A 20,119-nucleotide genomic window follows, 5' to 3' on the forward strand; every position below is an offset into this window, starting at 1 on the left:
AAATTTTATTATCGTATTGTTTTTTTGTTATACATTTGTCTAAATAAAACAACTAATGCCGATGAAAAATGAATATTTAAATAACAATTTCTTAGAATAATACCTTTCTGAGATTTTTGTGAGATACGACTATAACTTCCCCAATTTTCTTATTTGCTGATTCAATTGATAAGGTCTTTTGGCTTGTTGATTCAATAAGATTATGGCGTTATATGAATACCATCGTAAAAGATTTACCTTTCTATACTTTATTTCGTTGTGAACTCTTAATAATGAAGACAATGAAAAATTACTACTTAAGCAGGCATTTTAACGGCCTCATTTCCGAGATTTTATAAGAGATGACTATAATGTCAATTCAATTTTTTTATTTCCGGGCTCAATAAACTCATTTCTTGCTGTTTGTGGGCTCAATAAAGTTGTTATGGAATTATAGATGATTTCTGCTGAAGATTTTCTTCTGCTATGTATTCGAAAAGAATTTAAATCTTAATTCAATGAAAACAATTAAACTCATTCAAAATACGTGTAAATTTCTTATTTTCATGTTTTTGCTCATATTCACGGGGAATAGTATTTCTGCACAGAATTGTCAGGGAAAAACGTTAACCATTGGAGGTTGGGGAGCTCCCAATACTTCTAATCCTAATGTGAGCTATCTATATGCAAACTTCAACGGTGCATTTCCTAATGGTGTTGTGGTAGGATGTGTAGGAGGAAAAACTCTTTCATTAACTTCACCACAAGCTATTACAGATTTTCTCCCTTCCGGAGGAACGGCTTCTCCTTTAAATAATAATTATGTTAATCCAGGATCCGGCTATAGCAATGTGTTAGCTGGTCAATTGGTTGCAGTAATGCTTGCAGTAGGATTTGATAATTATGATGAAGGATTTTCGTCTGCTACTGCCAATTTAGCAGATTTTGTATTTGTTTCAGGTCCTTTTCAGGGAATGACAGTATCTCAGTTTTTAGCTTTGGCTAATAACTTTATGGGAGGCTGTGGAACATCTCAATATTCTGCAACACAATTTAATGATGCAGCTGCAGCTATTAATCTGAATTATGATGAAGGAAATGTAGATCTTGGATATCTTTCCTGCTGTTCTTTAAAAATTCATGTTTCTTATGATCCTATTCTATGTCATGGAGGAACAACCACTGTGCATGTAACAGCAACAGGTGGGTCTTCAAATGTACAGGGGGTAGGAGATTTTGTGGTAGGTGCGGGAACTCATAATTTTACAGTTTCCGACGGAAATTGTTCAGACAGTACTTCTATTGTAATAGGAGAACCTCCTTTATTAACTGTAAATATCGGAAATACGCCAGTTTTATGTCATGGCGGACTTTCTACCTTAACAGCTAATGTAAGCGGAGGAACGGGAAGCTATACTTATTTATGGTCTAATGGAGCAATGACTCCAAGTATTCAGGTTCTTGCGGGTACCTATTCTGTAACTGTTACCGATCAGAATTCATGTTCAAAAACTGCTTCAGTTACGGTTTCTGAACCTGAACAATTGATGGTTAGTATTGGAAGTACTCCTATTTTATGTCATGGTGGAATGTCTACCTTAACGGCTAATGCAAGTGGGGGAACAGGAAGTTACAGCTATTTATGGTCAAACGGTGAAATGACTCCAAGTATTCAGGTTCTTGCCGGTACGTATTCAGTAACTGTTACGGATCAAAATGGATGTACTGCCTCAGCTTCGGTTACTATGACAGAGCCTGAAGAACTACTTGCAAGTATTGAAAGTACTCCAATTCTATGTCATGGTGGTCTTTCTACTTTAACGGTGAATGCAAGTGGAGGAACAGGAAGTTATAGTTACTTATGGTCTAATGGAGCAACTACTCCTAGTATTCAGGTTCTTGCCGGTACTTATTCAGTGACTGTGACTGATGAGAATTCATGTTCAAAAACTGTTTCCGTTACGATTACAGAGCCTGAAAAATTAATGGTCAATATTGATAGTACTCCGATTTTATGTAATGGTGGAATGTCAACATTAACGGCCAATGCAAGTGGAGGAACAGGAAGTTACAGCTATTTATGGTCAAACGGAGCCATGACTCCAAGTATTCAGGTTCTTGCCGGTACGTATTCAGTAACGGTAACGGATCAAAACGCTTGTAGTGCTTCGGCTTCAATTACGATTACACAACCGGAAGCTTTAGGATTAATCATTAATAAAAGTGATGTTACCTGTGTAGGTGGAACGGCTTCGGTAAGTGCTAATGTAACGGGAGGTACTCCGGCTTATTCATACTTATGGTCAAACGGAGCTACCGCTCAAACAGTCAATCTACCGGTGGGCAATTTCTCTGTAACAGTGACAGATTCTAATGGTTGTACCATTTCTCAGTCATTTGAAGTTAAGCTACTTACTTGTAATGGCTTTACGACTGTTACACAAGGAGGATGGGGAGCAAAAGCATCCGGAAACAACTGGGGTGCATACCGTGACTTGAATTTTGCAGCAGCATTCCCTATTGGTTTAACAATTGGTGCCGGAAGCAGATTCTTGAAATTGACTACTGCAAAAGCGGTAGATGATTTCTTACCAAGTGGAACAACAGCTAGAGCATTAAATGCCGGAACTCTTGTTAATCCTGGAAGTGGTTATAAAAATGTATTAGCAGGACAAGTTGTTGCGTTGACTCTTAACCTTAGATTTGATCAGGTGAACCCTTCATTCTCCTCTTCATCCACATGGTTAGGTGATCTTATTGTCATCTCCGGAACATTTACTGGCTGGACTGTCAGTCAGGTATTAGCAGAAGCGAATAATGTTTTAGGAGGAGTAGCATCAAGTTATTCTGCAGATCAAATGAATTCGATTGTTGATGCTATTAATAATAATTATGATAATGGAACTGTGAATTTAGGAATGTTAGGTTGTCCTTGTGCATCTTCTCCTACCAGACCGTTGGAAAGAAATTCTGCGGAAAACGGAGTTTCATTGAGTAAACCTGATATGGCTGTGAATGATGATGCTAAAGTATATCCTAACCCAACAAGGGGAGAAATCAACCTTAGTTTTGAAAATAATGAAGGAGGAAATGTAAGTGCCTATTTATTCAACTCTAGCGGAAGAATGGTAGCGGATTTAAGTAGAAATATTTCTAGAAACGGAAACAGAGTAATGATTAATTATCAAAACTATAGTTTACTGGAAGGTATTTATATTTTAACCGTAAAAGCTTCTAAGTTTGAAAAATCATATAAAATTATAATAAGAAAATAGTTCTTATTATTCTACAATTCAGTTTTATGGAACCCTCTGGAAATACAGAGGGTTTTTTTATAGGATTTACTTTTTATTAAAAAACAATGCTCTGCTGTATTCGTAATTCATTCTGTCGATGTTCAGTACGGAAATTCCCTGTGGACATTCAACTTCACAGGCTTCGGTATTGGAGCAGTGACCGAAATGTTCGGAATCCATCTGCTGAACCATACTGAGAACACGTTCACTTCGTTCCTCTTTCCCTTGAGGAAGCAAAACCATATGCGTAATTTTTGCTGAGGTAAACAAAGCGGCACTTCCGTTTTTACACGTTGCTACACAGGCTCCACAGCCGATACAGGCGGCAGAATCAAAAGCTTCTTCCGCAATCTGATGGGTGATGGCAATTGCTGTAGCATCGGGTGCTTGTCCTGTATTTACTGAAATATAACCTCCCGAAGAAATAATTCTGTCAAAAGCAGAACGGTCAACTTTCAAATCTTTTTTCACAGGAAAAGCAGAAGCTCTGAAAGGTTCAATCACAATAGTTTGTCCGTCTTTGAAAGAACGTAAATGAAGCTGGCAAGTAGTTGTATGTTTCAATGGTCCGTGAGCGAGGCCGTTGATCATCATTCCGCATTGTCCGCAGATTCCTTCACGACAATCGTGATCAAACTCTACCGGTTCTTCACCTTCAACAATCAGTTTTTCATTCAAGGTATCCAGCATTTCCAGAAAAGACATATGAGGATTTAAATCTTTCAAATCATAATTTACGAGTTTTCCTTTGCTTTGATGGTCTTTCTGTCTCCATATTTTCAGATGTAAATTCATAATTTTTGCGTTTTTGGAGTTAAGTGAAATAAACTTTATTTATAGCTTCTTACAGTTGGCTGTATTTCTTCAAAAGTCAAAGGCTCTTTTACGAGCTCAGGCTCATTATTTTCGCCAGTCCAGTTCCATGCAGAAATGAACTGAAACTCGTTGTCGTTTCTTAAAGCTTCTCCGTCCGGAGTTTGGAATTCTTCACGGAAATGGGCTCCACAAGATTCATTTCGGGTGAGAGCATCATAACACATTAATTCCCCAATTTCAAAATAATCGGCAACACGACCTGCTTTTTCTAGTTCCGTATTCATTGTCTCGCCTTGCCCTGAAACTTTTACACCTTTATAAAATTCCTGTTTCAGTTTTCGGATTTCATCAATGGCGTATTTTAGTCCTTTTTCATTTCGGGCTAAACCGCAATAATCATAAAGGAGCTTTCCTAAAGTTCTATGGTAATAATCAACCGTTTTTGTTCCGTTGATAGAAATAAAATCTTTGATTTGTTGTTTGACATGGTTTTCAGCTTTTTCAAATTCAATAGTATCCGTAGAAATTTTTCCGGTGTGGATTTCATTAGATAAATAATTGGCAATCGTGTAAGGTGCGATGAAATATCCGTCAACAGAGGCTTGAAGTAGAGAATTTGCTCCCAATCGATTAGCGCCGTGATCTGCAAAGTTTGCTTCTCCCAATGCAAATAAACCCGGAATGGTAGTCATTAATTCATAATCTACCCAAAGTCCACCCATGGAAAAATGTGCGGAAGGAGAAATCATCATAGGTTCTTTATAAGCATCATATCCCGTGATTTTAAGATACATATCAAATAAATTTCCATATTTCTCCTGAATTTTGTCTTTTCCCTGCTCGTTAATGGCTTTAGAAAAATCAAGATATACCGCATTTTTTAAAGGGCCGATTCCGAATCCGGCGTCTATTCTTTCTTTGGCAGCTCTTGATGAAATATCTCTTGGTGCCAGATTTCCAAAAGCCGGATATCGTCTTTCCAGATAATAATCTCTTTCCTCTTCAGGAATATCGTTGGGTTTTCTGGTTTCGTTTTCTTTTAGAGGAACCCAGATTCTCCCGTCATTTCGCAAAGATTCAGACATCAAAGTCAATTTTGATTGGTAATCACCGGATTGTGGAAGTGAAGTAGGGTGTACCTGAATCCAGCTGGGAGAAGCCATTAAAGCTCCTTTTTTATGCGCTCTCCAAATGGCAGAACCATTGCAGCCCATGGCGAGAGTTGATAAATAATAAATTTTTCCGTAACCACCTGTTGCTAAAACAACAACATGCGCGGAGTGTCTTTCAATCTCTCCGGTATCCAGATTTCTTACGATAATTCCTCTGGCTTTACCGTCTATGACAACTAAATCCAACATTTCGTGTCTTGAAAATAACTGTACAGTTTTCTTTCCGACCTGTCTCATTAAAGCTTGATAAGCTCCCAAAAGCAATTGTTGCCCGGTTTGTCCTCTTGCATAAAACGTTCGGCTCACCTGAACACCACCAAAAGAACGGTTATTCAGATACCCTCCATATTCTCTTGCAAAGGGAACGCCTTGTGCAACAGCTTGGTCAATAAGATTGAGAGAACATTCTGCCATTCTGTACACATTGGCTTCACGGGCTCTGAAATCTCCTCCTTTTAAAGTATCAACAAACATACGGTAAACGCTGTCGTCATCATTTTTATAATTTTTGGCAGCATTTACACCACCTTGAGCGGCTACAGAATGGGCTCTTCTCGGGCTATCCTGGAAACAAAATGATTTTACATTATATCCCATTTCGCCCAACGATGCAGCTACCGAGCTTCCTGCTAATCCAGTTCCGACTACGATAACATCTAATTTTTTTCGGTTGGCAGGATTGACAAGCTTGGCTGTTTTTTTATAGTTGTCCCATTTTTTCTCTAGAGGTCCTTCCGGTATTTTTGAATTTAAAATCATGATTTTTCAATTTAGCGGTAAGTGAAGAATATATAAATCGGCATTAAAGCAAATCCGGTACTGATGATGACTGAATAAGCTATTCCAATAGTTTTGAACCATCTTACAAACTTCGGATGAAATAATCCTAAGGTTCTGATCGCGCTGTAAATTCCGTGAATTAAATGATAGCATAAGGCGATCATTGAAATGATGTAAATCACAACGTACCACCATTCTTTAAAAACAGTGACAACTAAAATATATAAGTCTTTGTTTCCGTTTTCATCAATCGGGGGATTTCCAAATTTGTAGACATACCAGAAGTTTTGGAAATGAATGACCAGGAAAATTAAAATTAATGTTCCTAAAATTCCCATATTTCTAGAATACCATTTGCTGGCTCTTCCGCGATGGTCGGATTGGTAATTTCCTCCTGATTTTTTATTTTTTAAAGTAATGATAAGTCCATCCACAGCATGAAGGATAATACTTAGATACAAAATATAAGAAACCAGTTTGATAACGATGTTTCCTGACAGAAAGTGCGAATACGCATTAAATTGAAGATGCGCCTGTTCCTGCGGTAAAAAAAGCTGAAGATTTCCTAAGAAATGGATCAACAGGAAGAAGCTCAGGAAAAGCCCTGTAAAACACATCCACATTTTTCTTGACAATGTTGACAGCATACTTTTTCATTTTTAAATTAATAATATCCTAGTACTTTCATCCAAAGTCCACCGACTCCCATATAGATGATTAACAAAACAATTCCGATTTCCAACCCTCTGAGCCACCATGCTTTCAGGTCAACATATCCGCTTCCGAAAAATACGGGAGCTGGACCGTGTCCGTAATGGGTTAATACCCCATAAATTGAACCTAAGAAACCAAGCATCATTGCTAACAACATAGGAGGAATTCCTACCGCAACACCAACACTTAATAAAGCTGCATACATCGCAGCTACGTGAGCTGTAGCACTCGCGAAAATATAATGACTGAAAAAGTAAACGAGAACAATAACCGGAAAAGCAATAGTCCAGGTCATGCCGCCAATTTCGGCTTTAATCAAATCACTAAACCAGCCGATAAATCCTAGCTCGTTCAATGAACTTGCCATCATTACCAAAACGGCAAACCAAACAATGGTATCCCAAGCTCCTTTTTCAGATTTTACATCTTCCCAAGTCAAAACTGAGGTAAGCAAAAGCAATGTTAAACCAATAAAAGCTGTTGTAGTAGCATCAATTGATAAGGCTCCGCCAAAAATCCAAAGGGCTAATAAAATGAAGAATGCCAATAACATCAGCCATTCGTTTTTTGAAATAGGACCCATTTCTTTTAGTTTTTGAGCGGCCATTTTCGGAGCATCACCTGTTTTCTTTAATTCAGGTGGATATAATTTATATAAAACTAAAGGTACCACAAAGAAAGCCACCAATCCCGGAACAAAACCTGCGGCAGCCCAAGACATCCAGGTAATATTGATTCCTAAGTTGGCTGCAAATTTTTGACACATAGGATTACTCGCTGTTCCCGTCAAGAACATGGAAGAAGCGATGAGGTTCATATAATAGCTGTTTAATGTTAAATAAGAACCTAGTTTTCTATGAGTTTCAGGTTTATCTGGAACGGAATCAAAGCTTATCGCCATCGATTTCATAATAGGATAAATAATTCCGCCTCCTCTTGCAGTATTACTCGGAATGGCAGGAGCTAAACAAACATCTGCTAAACCTAGTCCATAAGCAAGTCCTAGTGAACTTTTTCCAAAAACTCTAATGAACAAAAATGCAATTCTGTTTCCCAGTCCGGTTTTGATAAATCCTCTGGCAATAAAAAAGGAAATACCAATCAGCCAGATCACTTTGTCTCCGAATCCGGAAAGTGCTTTTGTAATAGATTTTCCGGCGTCTCCGGGAGCTACAACCTGAGTAAGGGCTGTAAATCCAATCGCCATCATACACATCGTTCCCATAGGAGCGGCTTTTAAAATAATTCCTAAAATGGTCGCAGCGAAAATCGCGAATAAGTGCCATGCGTTTTCAGCAACACCTTTCGGAGCAGGAATGAACCATATGATCAAAGCGATGGCAAATGTAATTGCAATAGCTTTAATGTTTATTTCTTTCATAATAGTTTGTTTTAATAATTAAAATCTACTTTGTACCTGAACAATGAATAGATTGTTATTGTATTGAGAGGTGTTTTCTATTTGATATTTGTAGCGATCGAACTGTACTCCTAATTGAATTCTAGCTCCATAGTTTTTCAAAAACTCTAAACCGAACATTGGCGTAATGGTCTGTCTCGGATTTGAATTTAATCTGAAGTTGGTGTCTAGATATTCGTAACGACAAGATAATTCGAAGGCACTTAAGTTTCTATGATTGACTTCATATCTTAAATTCGGAAGAAAATAAGCTCCACGAATTAGGTATTCATCGGGATTATTGGGTCTAAGCTCCGGATCAACAGCGAAATATAGAGGATGGTTGGTTGCCTGTTTCGCTTCCAGTTGCATATCCAGACTCCACTTTGGATCGAATTGAACCAGTGAGCTTAAATCAATTCCTACACCGTAGACTTTCTTACTAAGAACTTCGCCAATACCGCCATTTAAACCAAGATTTAAATTGTATTTTTTTACTAATTCAAAAACCAATCTTGTTGAATATTGTTTTCCGTTGTCATTATCATTGACCTGATTTTTACCATTTCCGTTGACTACTGAAACGGCGTATTGAAAAGGAATTGAGCCTAATTTTAATTGTCCTGTTGCAGAAAGCCCGATTTGGAAACTTGTCCAGCCTAATTTTCCAAATTCAGTATACTGATTTGACCAATCCAAAGATTTTATAATATCGATCGGGTAGGTTTCTTCAATCCCGAACCAAGGTCTGAATTGTCCCACAGTAAGGGCTAATTTAGGATTGAAAGTATACTTTAAATAGGCATTTTCAAGAACCCTGCTTTTAGGATCATTTTTGAAATCTGCTAAATTGGCCAATGCGACTACTTCTGTACGTTTGCTGATTTGTGCACGTACTTGTACCCTCATATATTTTACCATGAAATTATTGCTGATTCCGGATTCGTCTGTATGGTGAAGCCCATTTACGTCTACATCTTTCGACATTCCGACGAGATAACGAGCCTGAAAAAGACCTTTGATTTGGAGAACAGGATATTTTACATTGTCTTCCTTCGATTCGGTTTGTACAGAATCCGGAATCTGTGCAAGTGCTTTACAGCAAAAAAGCATAAAGCAAAGCAGCAGACTCTTTTTCATTGATAAAAAAGCCATATTATTTTTGTTTTGGTGAGAGTAGTTTTTTTCTTTTTTAAGATTAGTTTAATCCTAAAAATTTAAAAGGTGCTGATTCTTTGAAGTTCGAATTTGCTTTTCCGTTGTACGTTTGGAAATTGCTCAAATCCAATTTCATTACTTTTCCTTTCGCGCTGAGATCAAATTCTTTAAGATTTACCCAGAATGTATTCGGGGTAAAAACAGTTTCAAAATAATAGACCAGATTTTTTTGATCTGAAACGGAGCGCCATCTTGTAGATGAAATATTAGGTTCGTTTTCTGTAGTAATTCCGTAAGGTACAGAACAGTTTCTTATCACACTGAAAACACTTGCTACTGCGGTTCTTGTGTCTGCTGTTTTCGGAATAGCATCAATATAATAGGAAGCTCTTACAAAACGGTCCGCAGCACGATTGGTTCCCGGAAGCATTATGGTTCCCGGAATTCCTTTCCAGTAGTTATTTAAAGCCAATTGTTCATCAAAAACGGGAGAATTGGTCATCACGGTATATTCAGGAGAGTGATGAATGATAAGTTTTCCTCCAATATATTCGAAAACGGCATTGTCACCTGAAGCGTCAGAAAGAGAAAGGTGAACGGTTGTGAATCTTTCAGTTCCCGGAATATAATCGCTTACGATAACGAATTTTTCTTTTTTTGCCTGTTCTACAGCTTCTTTTACCGTTGCAAAATTATCAAGAAAATATTGTGCCCATAATGAAATCGCAACCCCTTTTTTTCTGCCTTTAGGATCGAATTTCGGATACTGAGATTCTCCGAGCCAAAGAAGATTGGCTACCAATCCTTTTTCGTTCATTCCGTCTGAAGAAGCAATATCCCAAGAAGTACTCACTACGCTTCCGTATTTAGAGGTCCATTTTTCAGAAAGAGAACCTACTTCTCCGGTTCTGTCAATTCCTTTTGGAAGAATCCACAGATTGGCGGGGATTTCATCACGCCAGTCCATAGAACGGGCGGTGAGAATGGTATTTTCAGGACCTTTGTAAACAACTCTTGTACATGCTTCGGATGGGTTCCATAATCCTGCAGAAAGGATAATTGAAAAGAAAATTAAGGGAAACTTTTTCATAATAATTTTTTTTGCTCGTTGAAATATGCTTTGAATTTCTATCAGAAATATTCAGTGAAATTTTAATGGTTTTCAAAATTTGGTGATATAAATTTAATGAAAATTTATTTAATTAACATTTTTTTTCTAAAGTTTAACATGAAATATATGTTAATAATCATGATTTGCTAGATGTTGGAAATAAAATTAGGATCATTTTTTATTAACTATAAAAAATCTCTTCAAAGAATTAAAAAAGCGGGAGATATAGGGAAATTTGAAGGTCTTTTTGCCGAGCATCAATTAATTGATTAAAAATCTAATTAAAATTCCTGAAAAATTGCTCATTTTTTCAGGAATCATTAAATTTGGGAGTTAAAATTTTGAACTAAACTTTAATAAATAAATTTTAAAAAAAGTATACATTATGAAAGTAACTGTAGTAGGAGCAGGGGCTGTAGGGGCTAGCTGTGCGGAATACATCGCTATGAAAAACTTCTGTTCAGAAGTAGTTTTAGTAGACATTAAAGAAGGATTTGCTGAAGGTAAAGCAATGGATTTGATGCAAACAGCATCATTAAACGGATTCGATACAAAAATTACCGGAACAACAGGAGATTATAGCAAGACTGCTGGTTCTCATGTCGCTGTTATCACTTCAGGGATTCCAAGAAAACCGGGAATGACGAGAGAAGAATTGATCGGAATTAACGCTGGAATCGTAAAAGAAGTTACTGAAAACTTAGTAAAAAACTCTCCAAACGTAATCATTATTGTGGTTTCTAACCCAATGGATACCATGGCTTATCTTGTACACAAAACTTCTGGTCTTCCTAAGAACAGAATTATCGGTATGGGTGGTGCATTAGACTCTGCAAGATTCAAATACAGATTGGCTGAAGCATTAGAGTCTCCAATTTCTGATGTTGACGGTATGGTAATTGCCGCTCACAGTGATACAGGTATGCTTCCTCTATTGAGCAAAGCAACTAGAAATGGTGTTCCTGTAACAGAATTCTTAGACGAAGAGCAACAAAAATATGTAATCGAAGAAACGAAAGTAGGAGGAGCAACTCTTACGAAATTATTAGGAACTTCAGCTTGGTATGCTCCAGGTGCAGCAGTTTCTGTAATGGTTCAGGCGATTGCATGTGATCAGAAGAAAATGATCCCTTGTTCATTGATGTTAGAAGGTGAGTACGGACAAAACGATATCTGTTTAGGAGTTCCTGCAATTATCGGTGCAAACGGTGTAGAGAAAATTGTAAATATTACCCTTACTGCAGAAGAGCAATTGAAATTTGCTGAAGCAGCTCAGGCGGTAAGAGATGTAAACGGTGATTTAAAATTCTAATTTACTCAACGTATATAAATAAAAACCGCGCCTGTAAAGGTGCGGTTTTTTATGGGAAATATTCAAATAAGGTTTTTAATAAAAAAGGCGATACATTAGTTGAAATTCAAAGAATGTTTTGATTAATTCTAAAAAATGAGGGTAGATAATAAAAAGTTTGAGATTTAGGTATTTTTCACTAATTTAATCACCAATTAGTTTTAGAGGGAAAATGACGTATACAATTACAGAAAGATTGAAAAAAACAGGGTTCAGCATGAATCCGTTAGGTTATGTTATAGACAGAAATCAGGGTAAAAAGGACTTTAATACCATAGAGTATTTTAATATTTGGTTTGTGTTTGATGATCTGGAAATGATAATAGAAGGACAAACGTATGATGTAAAAGGATTAAGTACGGTTTTTGTCGGTCCACATAAAAATATAAGTTTTGGAGAGTGTAAAGGAAAAGAAGCGTATGTGTTTTCTTTTTCATCCATTTTTTACGAACAGTCTTCCACGGATTCTGTTTTTCTGAATTCCACATTGTTTTTTAACTATGGAAAAGAGGTTTTTATTTCACCATATCTAGGCGATGTTCCTAAAGATATCATGAGATATTTTTTGATCAACCGACTGCTAGATTTTCAGAAAAAAGATGAAGTGCTTTTCGTTTCGGCAGCTCATAATACACTTGAAACAATTATTCTTGATGCATTATTGGCTATTAATCCTGAAGTTGAAAAAGATGAAAAGCTGGAATATGTATCTTATGTTAATCGATTTAGAGTAATGCTGCAAAGAGATTTTAAGACAGAAAAAAAAGTTTCTTATTATGCAAACGCTCTTCATATTACCACAAGAAAGCTTACCAGCATGACTGAATTTATTGCTGGGAAATCAGCAAAGGAAATGATTATTGATAAATTGGTAAACGAATTTGAGAAATCGGTAAAATATACGACACTTACGATTTCTGAAATATCCTATCAGTTAGGGTTTTCGGATGAAGCCAACTTTACCAATTTCATTAAAAAACACACGGGAAAAAAGCCGACGGAATTCAGAAGTCTCGTGAGCTGTGTTTTCCCATTCTCCATTTGATTTATTTTAAAATATAAAAAACTAACCATCCATGAAACAAATTAAAACAATTCTAAAAATACTCAACTTTTAGGATGAGAAACTTATTTTACAAGACTTAAAATTCTTTCAAATTCCAAATCGCGGTTTTCAATAATGTCTTGGTCTTTATATTGTATCACTTCATTTATTTTGATTCCGATTTGCTGGGTTTGAGAATGATCAGGATAAAAAATTCCGTTTCCCGTAAATTCTAACACATAATCACCAGGTAAATTTACTTTGGTAGTGTCTCCGTCTGCACCTGCTGTTTGCTGCCCAATGGTTATTGCCTGAGGAAAAATATGCTGGAGATCCATCGTATACCATTCGCTGGCGCTTTGTGATTCTGAATTAATAATTTACTAATCGCTAAAAAAGTGATTGCATTTAAAGTAACACATCAAAGCTCATGAATAAAGCCGTTTCAGTAGAGTCTTTGTATAATTTTGTATTGATTCCCGTGATGGCAAAACCTGCCTTTTGATAGAATTTGATTGCCGGATAATTAGTGTTTTGAATTTCAAGTTCTACCATTCTGCATTGTAATTCTCTTGCTTTTCGATTAATATTTTTAATGAATAATTTCCCGATACTCTGTCCACGAAATTTCTCGTTGATTAATATGTTTTCAATGAAAAGACTGTTGTTCCATGCTCTGAAATCACAGATTGCCCAACCGATTAATTCTCCATTTTCAAAAGCTCCAAATGAATTTCCCTTTTCAATGATTTCATTCAAATCATCGATGTCTTCAGAAGTCGTTTTCCAGACCTTTTTATAGGATTGATTTTTCTCTCTTATATTAAATTCAAAAGAAGTTCCGATCTCGATCGTAGAAATGCTGAATATTTTATCGGTTTCATAGCCATTGAATCCCCAGCTTAAAGTTGGGTTTGAGGTGAGCTTTTCTAGTTTTTCAATATTGATCATCTGTAAAAATAAATGAAATAATTTTATAAGATCATGTTAAAGTTTTCATTTTCAAACATTGTATTAATAATTAGTTCTTCAACTTCTTTTTCAATTGGCCAATCATCTCCATAATGATGCCTTTCTCTTGAAGATTGAACCGTTCTAAGTGCGTGATAAAGGTCTTTCTTATACAGGTCTGTCAGTTTGTACTTCTGAAACTGTTCATTTCGAAACTTAGTAAAATCTTCAAATGAATTCATGTCAAAATTCTTTACAATTTTATTGTTTTGAATTTCAATGACTTTAATCTTTGCTGTTTGGTCTTCCAAATGATATAGGGATATATTTTTTTTAGATAAGATTAGAACAGTATTTGTTTTTATCTGATTCAAAGATTCAAATAATGTTTTGTCTTTGTCCTTTAATTTGATAAAATTATTTTTACTAGAATATACAGGAATGAGTATGTCTTTAATTTGAAATGTATTGTTTATGATTTCATAGTTTGCAATATAGCCTCGCCACAAACTGCTGTTGATTTCATACTTTATATTTTTTTCCTCAATGTAATTTTCAATAATGTTTCTGTTCAGAATTTTATTCAGAATATAATATTTCTCTCCGTTCATATATAAAATATCACTTTGTTGTTCTGTTGCTAAAATTCTTGTAAATGAAAAAAAGAAGAAAATTATGGTGAAAAATAATCTCATTAAATTATAATTTATTTATAAATTCGTTATTAATATTCTCAGTTTCTTGCTCATAATTTTCGTCAAATAGATCTAATCTTTTTTTTCTCTTCAATATATTTTTTAAATTTTCTCTATTTGATACCTCTGCAATTTGCAACATTACAGAATTTTTACACCAATATTTTTCATTTCTAAATTTATTAAATTGGTCGATTAGAAAATCTAAAATTTCTTTATCATTTTGTTCAGTAATAAGATCTACAATACTTAAATCATCATAGTTTATTTTTTTTGTATTTAAAAATAAAGTTCTTAATCTTTGTTTTTGTTGTTTATTTAATTCATATGTTCCTATGAATTTTTCTTTATCCCAGTCATAGTAAGAAATGAAATCATTTTCAGGAGCTAAATCTTGAAGCCCTTCCCATCTTGTAATTGGATTATAAGCACAATCAATCAGCCAGTCTATTGTTTTGATTTTCCTTTCTTCATTGTTTGTTACTTTTAAGATTTGTTGAATTTCTAGAATTCTGCTTTTATAAATTTCATATTCAGATTGTTCTAAAGTCTTTAAACCATAAGTTAAAGCATGAGTCGTATATTTATCAATATCTTGATCTAAAAATACAAGTATTTCTTGATCTTTTTCATATTGAGCAGGCATTGGGCATGAAGGTTCGTTAGAGAAATATACTTCTACTGTCTTCGAATTAATTTTTCCCTGTAAAATTTCTTTTATTGTTAATACTGCAATCAAATCTTTATTCCAATCATTTTTGCTTTCATTTTTATTTTGTTTTATATCAGTTACTTGGGCATAAACGATATTTTCTGTTTCGGAGACCAAAACTCTAAGAGGTGTAGGAGTAATAGGATAAGCAAATAGATTATTACTTAAAGTGATTAAAATAATAAGAATGAAAGACTTGAGTTTCATGATGGTTAAATTGATTAATTTTTAGTTTTAAATTACATAACGATGAAATTTAAATAAAATTTCACACACCAAAGTTTTCAAAACCCGTAAATTTGTTCCCAATAAAATTTTACTGAATGCTTAGGAAAATTTCGATTGCGGCGGTTACTTTGTTATCCGTTTTTACAATCAATGCGCAGAAGAACAAAAATTCTCAATTAGAAAGACCAAAATTAGTAGTAGGTTTAGTAGTAGACCAGATGAGGTGGGATTATCTGTATCGTTTTTACAATAAATATGGTAACGACGGTTTCAAAAGATTATTAGGAACAGGTTATTCTTTGAATAATGTTCATATTCCTTATGTTCCTACCGTTACAGCTTTAGGGCATACTTGTATTTATACAGGTTCGGTTCCGGCAATTCATGGGATTGCGGGAAATGACTGGACGGATAAAGAAACGGGACAAAATGTATATTGTACAACAGACGAAAGCGTAAAGCCAGTCGGAACTACCAATGCAAAAGTAGGAAGTCACTCTCCGAAAAACCTTTGGTCGACGACAGTTTCTGATGAACTAAGATTGGCGACTAATTTTCAGGGAAAAGTAATCGGAGTTTCTTTGAAAGACAGAGCTTCTATTCTTCCGGCAGGTCACAATCCGAACGGAGCTTTTTGGTTTGATGATTCTTCAGGAGACTTCATCACCAGTTCTTGGTATATGAATGATTTACCACAGTGGGTAAAATCTTTTAATTCTCAGAATTTACCGGATAAATTAGTAGCAAACGGATGGAATACTTTACTTCCAATCAATCAGTATACAGAAAGTTCTCCGGATAATTCTTCTTGGGAAGGATTGTTGGGAAGTGCAAAAACACCGACTTTCCCTTACAGCAATTTAGCAGCGGATTACAAAGCTAAAAAAGACAATATCCGTTATACTCCTTTTGGAAATACATTGACGTTGAAATTGGCTGAAGCAGCTGTAGAAGGAGAAAAGTTGGGTGGTGATGATATCGTTGATATGTTGGCTATCAATTTAGCTTCAACAGATTACGCAGGTCATAAATTTGGTCCGAATTCTATTGAAGTTGAAGATGTTTATTTAAGATTAGATCAAGACTTGGCTCAGTTTTTCAATTATTTAGATTCAAAAGTTGGAAAAGGACAATATACGGTTTTCCTTTCTGCGGATCATGGTGGAGCACATTCTGTAGGTTTTTTACAAGAGTATAAAATTTCAACAGGCTTCTTTGGAGAAGGAATGGAAAAAAATGTCAATGAGAAATTAAAAGAAAAGTTTGGTGTAGATAAGCTGATTAATGCAGTAGATAACTATCAGGTTTATTTCGATAGAAAATTGCTGAAAGATAATAAGCTTGAGTTGGATGATGTAAGAGATTTTGCGATCAAAGAATTGGAAAAAGATCCTACTGTTTTGTATGCGGTTTCTGTGACCGAAGTTCAGGAAGCGACTATTCCAGAGCCTATCAAACAGAGAATTATCAATGGAATCAACAGACAGAGAAGTGGTGATATTCAGTTGATCTCTCGCGATTCTATGTTGCCTCCGTATGCAAAAACAGGAACAACACACAGTGTTTGGAACTCTTACGATTCACATATTCCGTTAATCTTTATGGGATGGGGAATTCAGCATGGAGAAAGCAATAAACCGTATTTTATGACAGATATTGCACCTACAGTTTCATCTTTATTGAAAATTCAGTTTCCTAGTGGAAATGTAGGAAATCCAATTACCGAAGCTATCGGAAAATAGATTTGACTATTATAAAAATAAAAAACATTCCAAATTTGGAATGTTTTTTATTTCTGTGAGTTATGAAGTTCGTATAATCTGCTGTATTTCTTTTTGATGCTTATTATTTTGTTTTCTTATTCTTATAATTAAATATAAAAGAACAGAGACAAGAATACAGCCTACAACAGTTGAGATAATCATTAAGCGAATGTAATAAGATTTAATCTCTTTATTTTTGAGAGCGGTGTCTTTGTTGTGATTATCAATGACATGATTGATGGAGGTGAGTTCGTTTTGCCTCCTTTGGAAGCGCATTTCAAAATATTTTTTATTATAAAGCTGATAAAGATTCTGTTTGCCTAAAGCAAGATAATTATCTGCCATTTCTTTGTAGATTCCTTGATTAAGGATAATATCTCCGGTGTTTTTACTAAGATCTTCTGCTTGCTGTAAAAGAGTAATTGCAATCTGATGTTCACGTTTTAGCTTGTGCATTTCCGCCATTCCTTTCAAAGCGAACGCTTCAAGGCTTTTAGCATTATTTTTCTGTGCATAGTCTATAGACTGTGAAAAGACTTCTTGTGCTTTATCGATTTGGTTTAGGTTCAGATAACAATAGCCAATATTATAGTACACCACACTCATATTAGCATAGGTAGTTTTCTTTAGGGGTACTTTCTCAAAGTTTTCAAGCGCAATTAAGAATTTTTGAAGAGCTAGCTCTGGGTTTAGCTGACTTCTATAAATCATCCCCTGTATGGCATTGCTGATGGCTGTTTCTGAATGTTTTTCAGGAACATTCTCCGGAATTTTAGCCAAATATACATCGGCTTCGTTTAGAGTTTCAAGACTTTTGCTGAAAAGCTCCATTTGTTGGTATTGGATCGCAATAGAAATCAGGACACGTGTCTGAATTTTTGGATCATTTGTTTTCTGGGCAAGTTCTTTAGCTTTTAAAATATATTTTAAAGACTCGTCAAAATTTCTTTTGGCAATATTTGCGGTAGAAAGCATCGTATAAATCTTGATAGACTTATTAATATCATTCTCTTTTTTTAAAAGATCCTTAGCTATTTTAATCGTATTATCAGGATTGTCATAGATTTGAGCGTTGGCTTTTTTCATCAGAGAATCATCTGGGATTTTCTGAGCATTTATAGAAATATAAAAGCTTAACAGTAGGAATGAAAATATTTTTAAAATGAGTTTCATACTATTTTACTTTTACTGATTTCCTGAATATAAGCGTTGGGAGACATTCCTGTAATAGATTTGAATACCGTTGTAAAGGTACTGTGAGACGAAAATCCTGAATATTCTGCAAGATAACTTACCTTATAATTAAGAAATATAGGATTGGTTCTTAATAAATGAGCAATATGATTGATTCTTAATTCATTAATATAACCGTTGAAATTCTTTTCTTTACTGTTGTTAATCACTTCTGACAGATATTTTGTATTAATCTCCATTTGAGAAGAAAGTAAAGAAAGAGACATGTTTTTATTTAAAAATCGGTCAGATTGTTCAAATTCTTCAAGTTTTTGAAGAATTTCCTCTTCTTTTTCCTTTGAAATTTTATTAGAATCTTTTTCAGGACTCTTTTCAAGAGTTGGTAATTCTTTTGTAGGAACAGGCAGGGAAGAGACTATTTTTTGCTGATATTTTCTTTGCTTTTCAAAAAAATAAAATTGCTTTTTTAAGTCTCTGTTTTTGTTTTTGATGATTAAAAAATAAATGACTAATCCTAGAATAATTAAAGCTAAGATTAATATTAAAATTCCCAAAGACTGCATATATTTCTGCTTTTGAAACTCAATACTTTTATTTTGATTGGTTTCAGCAAGCTTTACAATATATCGTATCCCTTCTTTTGTATTGGCTTCCTCTTTTGTTGTTAAATCAATGCAAAGCTTATTATATTGATGATATTTTGCATCATCATGAAGGGCAAAATAGTTTTTGGATAGAGATTCGTAAATTTTAATCTTTAAACTACCGAACGGGATGTTTTTAATTTGCGAAAGAGCTATTTCCGATTGATAAACCGAGGTTTGATAATCTTGTTTAATAAAATAGTATTTAGATAAAGTTTCATAAGCAAGACCTAATAAAAACGGACGGTCTTTATTTTTTTCAAGATTATAAATTATACTGTCTATCAGTTTTTTAGATTCTTCCAGTTTATTCAGTCTCATTAAATAAGATGACTGGAAAATCTTATTTTCAATTTCTGTGATGATATTTTCTTCATTACTGCCATTCGTATATTCATCGCTTTTACTAAGATATTTTAAAGCAGACTGATATTCTCTGTTGGCCCCGAAATTAAGTGCCTGAAGCTGGTAAAGTTTAGCAGTTGTTATTCTAAGCTTGGGATCATTGCTCTTTATGAGGTTTTGATCAGACAAAAGATGGGCAATGATTTTTTTTGACTGATCGTATAAATCCAGATTCTGATATTGTTCAGCAAGATTATAGTTTCCAAAAATCTGCATGAAATACGAAAGATTATGTTGTTGGAATTCTTCCTTCTGAGCAGAAATGTTTACCGATTGCACATAGTCTCCTTTCATCGCATACGCTTGTGAAATGATATTTTGCAGTACGATTTTATGCTCGATATTTTGATCACTCAGGAGAAGGCTTTGAGAATAACTAATACATTCATCAGGATTTTGATACAGCTTTTGAAAAGCTTTATCGGCCAAAATACTAAAGTCAGGACCAGACTGTCCGTTTGTGAAAATGGAATAAAATAGGAGAATAAACAGTAGAAGACTCCTTTTATTGGTAAGTATTTTTAAAAGCAATAGACTGTTTTTTCTGTTTTTATGAATAACCTCTTTCAAAACTTCCTTCAAGATAGGGTGTTTTTATGTGGTTGAATATTAGGTTTTTATAATTTTATGTCTTTTGAATTTCACGAATTGTAAAAGACAAAATCTTTTGATTGCGTAAATATAATATTAATATTGCTTCCACCAA

The 20,119-nt window shown here is 34.7% G+C and carries 16 protein-coding genes; 4 read left to right on the forward strand and 12 right to left on the reverse strand.

The window, feature by feature from the left end:
• Window positions 1–497: 497 nt before the first annotated feature.
• On the forward strand, window positions 498–3,254 hold the full coding sequence (locus tag RM51_RS07505; RefSeq protein WP_039367053.1) for a T9SS type A sorting domain-containing protein: 2,757 nt from the start codon (window positions 498–500) through the stop codon (window positions 3,252–3,254).
• Window positions 3,255–3,320: 66 nt separating this feature from the next.
• Here RM51_RS07505 and RM51_RS07510 read toward each other — a convergent pair whose 3' ends face one another.
• Genes RM51_RS07510 through RM51_RS07535 form a run of 6 tightly spaced genes read right to left on the reverse strand, consistent with a single transcriptional unit; the run spans window position 3,321 to window position 10,404 of the window.
• Complete coding sequence (locus tag RM51_RS07510; RefSeq protein ID WP_039367055.1) at window positions 3,321–4,070, reverse strand: succinate dehydrogenase/fumarate reductase iron-sulfur subunit; 750 nt, start codon at window positions 4,068–4,070, stop codon at window positions 3,321–3,323.
• A 35-nt stretch (window positions 4,071–4,105) separates the two neighbouring features.
• The gene (locus RM51_RS07515; RefSeq protein ID WP_039367057.1) at window positions 4,106–6,022 is read right to left on the reverse strand and encodes a fumarate reductase/succinate dehydrogenase flavoprotein subunit; all 1,917 of its coding nucleotides are present in this window, start codon (window positions 6,020–6,022) and stop codon (window positions 4,106–4,108) included.
• Between the two features lie 11 nt (window positions 6,023–6,033).
• Entirely contained in the window at window positions 6,034–6,690 is a 657-nt protein-coding gene (locus RM51_RS07520; RefSeq protein ID WP_039367061.1) for a succinate dehydrogenase cytochrome b subunit, read from the reverse strand.
• A 17-nt stretch (window positions 6,691–6,707) separates the two neighbouring features.
• Window positions 6,708–8,138 carry an anion permease gene (locus tag RM51_RS07525; protein ID WP_039367064.1) on the reverse strand — a complete coding sequence of 477 codons (1,431 nt, stop codon included), beginning with the start codon at window positions 8,136–8,138 and terminating at the stop codon, window positions 6,708–6,710.
• A gap of 18 nt (window positions 8,139–8,156) precedes the next feature.
• On the reverse strand, window positions 8,157–9,311 hold the full coding sequence (locus tag RM51_RS07530; protein ID WP_039367066.1) for a porin: 1,155 nt from the start codon (window positions 9,309–9,311) through the stop codon (window positions 8,157–8,159).
• 43 nt (window positions 9,312–9,354) lie between these two features.
• Window positions 9,355–10,404 carry a linear amide C-N hydrolase gene (locus RM51_RS07535; protein ID WP_039367069.1) on the reverse strand — a complete coding sequence of 350 codons (1,050 nt, stop codon included), beginning with the start codon at window positions 10,402–10,404 and terminating at the stop codon, window positions 9,355–9,357.
• 406 nt (window positions 10,405–10,810) lie between these two features.
• Between RM51_RS07535 and RM51_RS07540 the strand changes: the two genes are divergently transcribed.
• Together RM51_RS07540 and RM51_RS07545 are read left to right on the forward strand one after the other, a co-directional pair.
• On the forward strand, window positions 10,811–11,737 hold the full coding sequence (locus RM51_RS07540) for a malate dehydrogenase (protein WP_039367071.1): 927 nt from the start codon (window positions 10,811–10,813) through the stop codon (window positions 11,735–11,737).
• A 211-nt stretch (window positions 11,738–11,948) separates the two neighbouring features.
• Complete coding sequence (locus RM51_RS07545; protein WP_039367073.1) at window positions 11,949–12,821, forward strand: helix-turn-helix domain-containing protein; 873 nt, start codon at window positions 11,949–11,951, stop codon at window positions 12,819–12,821.
• An 83-nt stretch (window positions 12,822–12,904) separates the two neighbouring features.
• On the opposite strand, the gene RM51_RS07550 is transcribed toward RM51_RS07545, so the two are convergent.
• Genes RM51_RS07550 through RM51_RS07565 form a run of 4 tightly spaced genes read right to left on the reverse strand, consistent with a single transcriptional unit; the run spans window position 12,905 to window position 15,386 of the window.
• Window positions 12,905–13,201, reverse strand: a complete 297-nt coding sequence (locus RM51_RS07550; protein ID WP_316932313.1) for a S41 family peptidase — start codon at window positions 13,199–13,201, stop codon at window positions 12,905–12,907.
• 28 nt (window positions 13,202–13,229) lie between these two features.
• The gene (locus tag RM51_RS07555; protein ID WP_039367078.1) at window positions 13,230–13,772 is read right to left on the reverse strand and encodes a GNAT family N-acetyltransferase; all 543 of its coding nucleotides are present in this window, start codon (window positions 13,770–13,772) and stop codon (window positions 13,230–13,232) included.
• A gap of 23 nt (window positions 13,773–13,795) precedes the next feature.
• Window positions 13,796–14,467 carry a hypothetical protein gene (locus RM51_RS07560; RefSeq protein ID WP_039367081.1) on the reverse strand — a complete coding sequence of 224 codons (672 nt, stop codon included), beginning with the start codon at window positions 14,465–14,467 and terminating at the stop codon, window positions 13,796–13,798.
• Window positions 14,468–14,471: 4 nt separating this feature from the next.
• Complete coding sequence (locus tag RM51_RS07565; protein WP_039367083.1) at window positions 14,472–15,386, reverse strand: hypothetical protein; 915 nt, start codon at window positions 15,384–15,386, stop codon at window positions 14,472–14,474.
• Between the two features lie 116 nt (window positions 15,387–15,502).
• On the opposite strand from RM51_RS07565, the gene pafA reads away from it, so the two are divergent.
• The gene (gene pafA, locus RM51_RS07570; RefSeq protein WP_039367085.1) at window positions 15,503–17,149 is read left to right on the forward strand and encodes an alkaline phosphatase PafA; all 1,647 of its coding nucleotides are present in this window, start codon (window positions 15,503–15,505) and stop codon (window positions 17,147–17,149) included.
• A 60-nt stretch (window positions 17,150–17,209) separates the two neighbouring features.
• Here the strand turns inward: pafA and RM51_RS07575 are convergent, their stop codons facing one another.
• Both RM51_RS07575 and RM51_RS07580 read right to left on the reverse strand, forming a co-directional pair.
• Window positions 17,210–18,343: a hypothetical protein gene (locus RM51_RS07575; RefSeq protein ID WP_039367087.1), complete on the reverse strand. Its 1,134-nt coding sequence runs from the start codon at window positions 18,341–18,343 to the stop codon at window positions 17,210–17,212.
• Complete coding sequence (locus tag RM51_RS07580) at window positions 18,340–19,995, reverse strand: helix-turn-helix domain-containing protein (protein ID WP_039367089.1); 1,656 nt, start codon at window positions 19,993–19,995, stop codon at window positions 18,340–18,342. Before RM51_RS07580 ends, RM51_RS07575 begins: the two co-directional genes overlap by 4 nt.
• Between the last annotated feature and the right edge of the window lie 124 nt (window positions 19,996–20,119).

It is taken from the genome of Chryseobacterium taiwanense (assembly GCF_000813825.1).
GTDB lineage: Bacteria > Bacteroidota > Bacteroidia > Flavobacteriales > Weeksellaceae > Chryseobacterium > Chryseobacterium taiwanense.

Bases quoted from the DNA above. Each gene is read 5' to 3' on its own strand.
- RM51_RS07525 (WP_039367064.1), bottom strand. From the start codon at position 8,138: ATGAAAGAAATAAACATTAAAGCTATTGCAATTACATTTGCCATCGCT.
- pafA (WP_039367085.1), top strand. From the start codon at position 15,503: ATGCTTAGGAAAATTTCGATTGCGGCGGTTACTTTGTTATCCGTTTTT.
- RM51_RS07505 (WP_039367053.1), top strand. From the start codon at position 498: ATGAAAACAATTAAACTCATTCAAAATACGTGTAAATTTCTTATTTTC.
- RM51_RS07560 (WP_039367081.1), bottom strand. From the start codon at position 14,467: ATGAGATTATTTTTCACCATAATTTTCTTCTTTTTTTCATTTACAAGA.
- RM51_RS07510 (WP_039367055.1), bottom strand. From the start codon at position 4,070: ATGAATTTACATCTGAAAATATGGAGACAGAAAGACCATCAAAGCAAA.
- RM51_RS07545 (WP_039367073.1), top strand. From the start codon at position 11,949: ATGACGTATACAATTACAGAAAGATTGAAAAAAACAGGGTTCAGCATG.
- RM51_RS07565 (WP_039367083.1), bottom strand. From the start codon at position 15,386: ATGAAACTCAAGTCTTTCATTCTTATTATTTTAATCACTTTAAGTAAT.
- RM51_RS07535 (WP_039367069.1), bottom strand. From the start codon at position 10,404: ATGAAAAAGTTTCCCTTAATTTTCTTTTCAATTATCCTTTCTGCAGGA.
- RM51_RS07555 (WP_039367078.1), bottom strand. From the start codon at position 13,772: ATGATCAATATTGAAAAACTAGAAAAGCTCACCTCAAACCCAACTTTA.
- RM51_RS07540 (WP_039367071.1), top strand. From the start codon at position 10,811: ATGAAAGTAACTGTAGTAGGAGCAGGGGCTGTAGGGGCTAGCTGTGCG.
- RM51_RS07515 (WP_039367057.1), bottom strand. From the start codon at position 6,022: ATGATTTTAAATTCAAAAATACCGGAAGGACCTCTAGAGAAAAAATGG.
- RM51_RS07530 (WP_039367066.1), bottom strand. From the start codon at position 9,311: ATGGCTTTTTTATCAATGAAAAAGAGTCTGCTGCTTTGCTTTATGCTT.
- RM51_RS07520 (WP_039367061.1), bottom strand. From the start codon at position 6,690: ATGCTGTCAACATTGTCAAGAAAAATGTGGATGTGTTTTACAGGGCTT.
- RM51_RS07575 (WP_039367087.1), bottom strand. From the start codon at position 18,343: ATGAAACTCATTTTAAAAATATTTTCATTCCTACTGTTAAGCTTTTAT.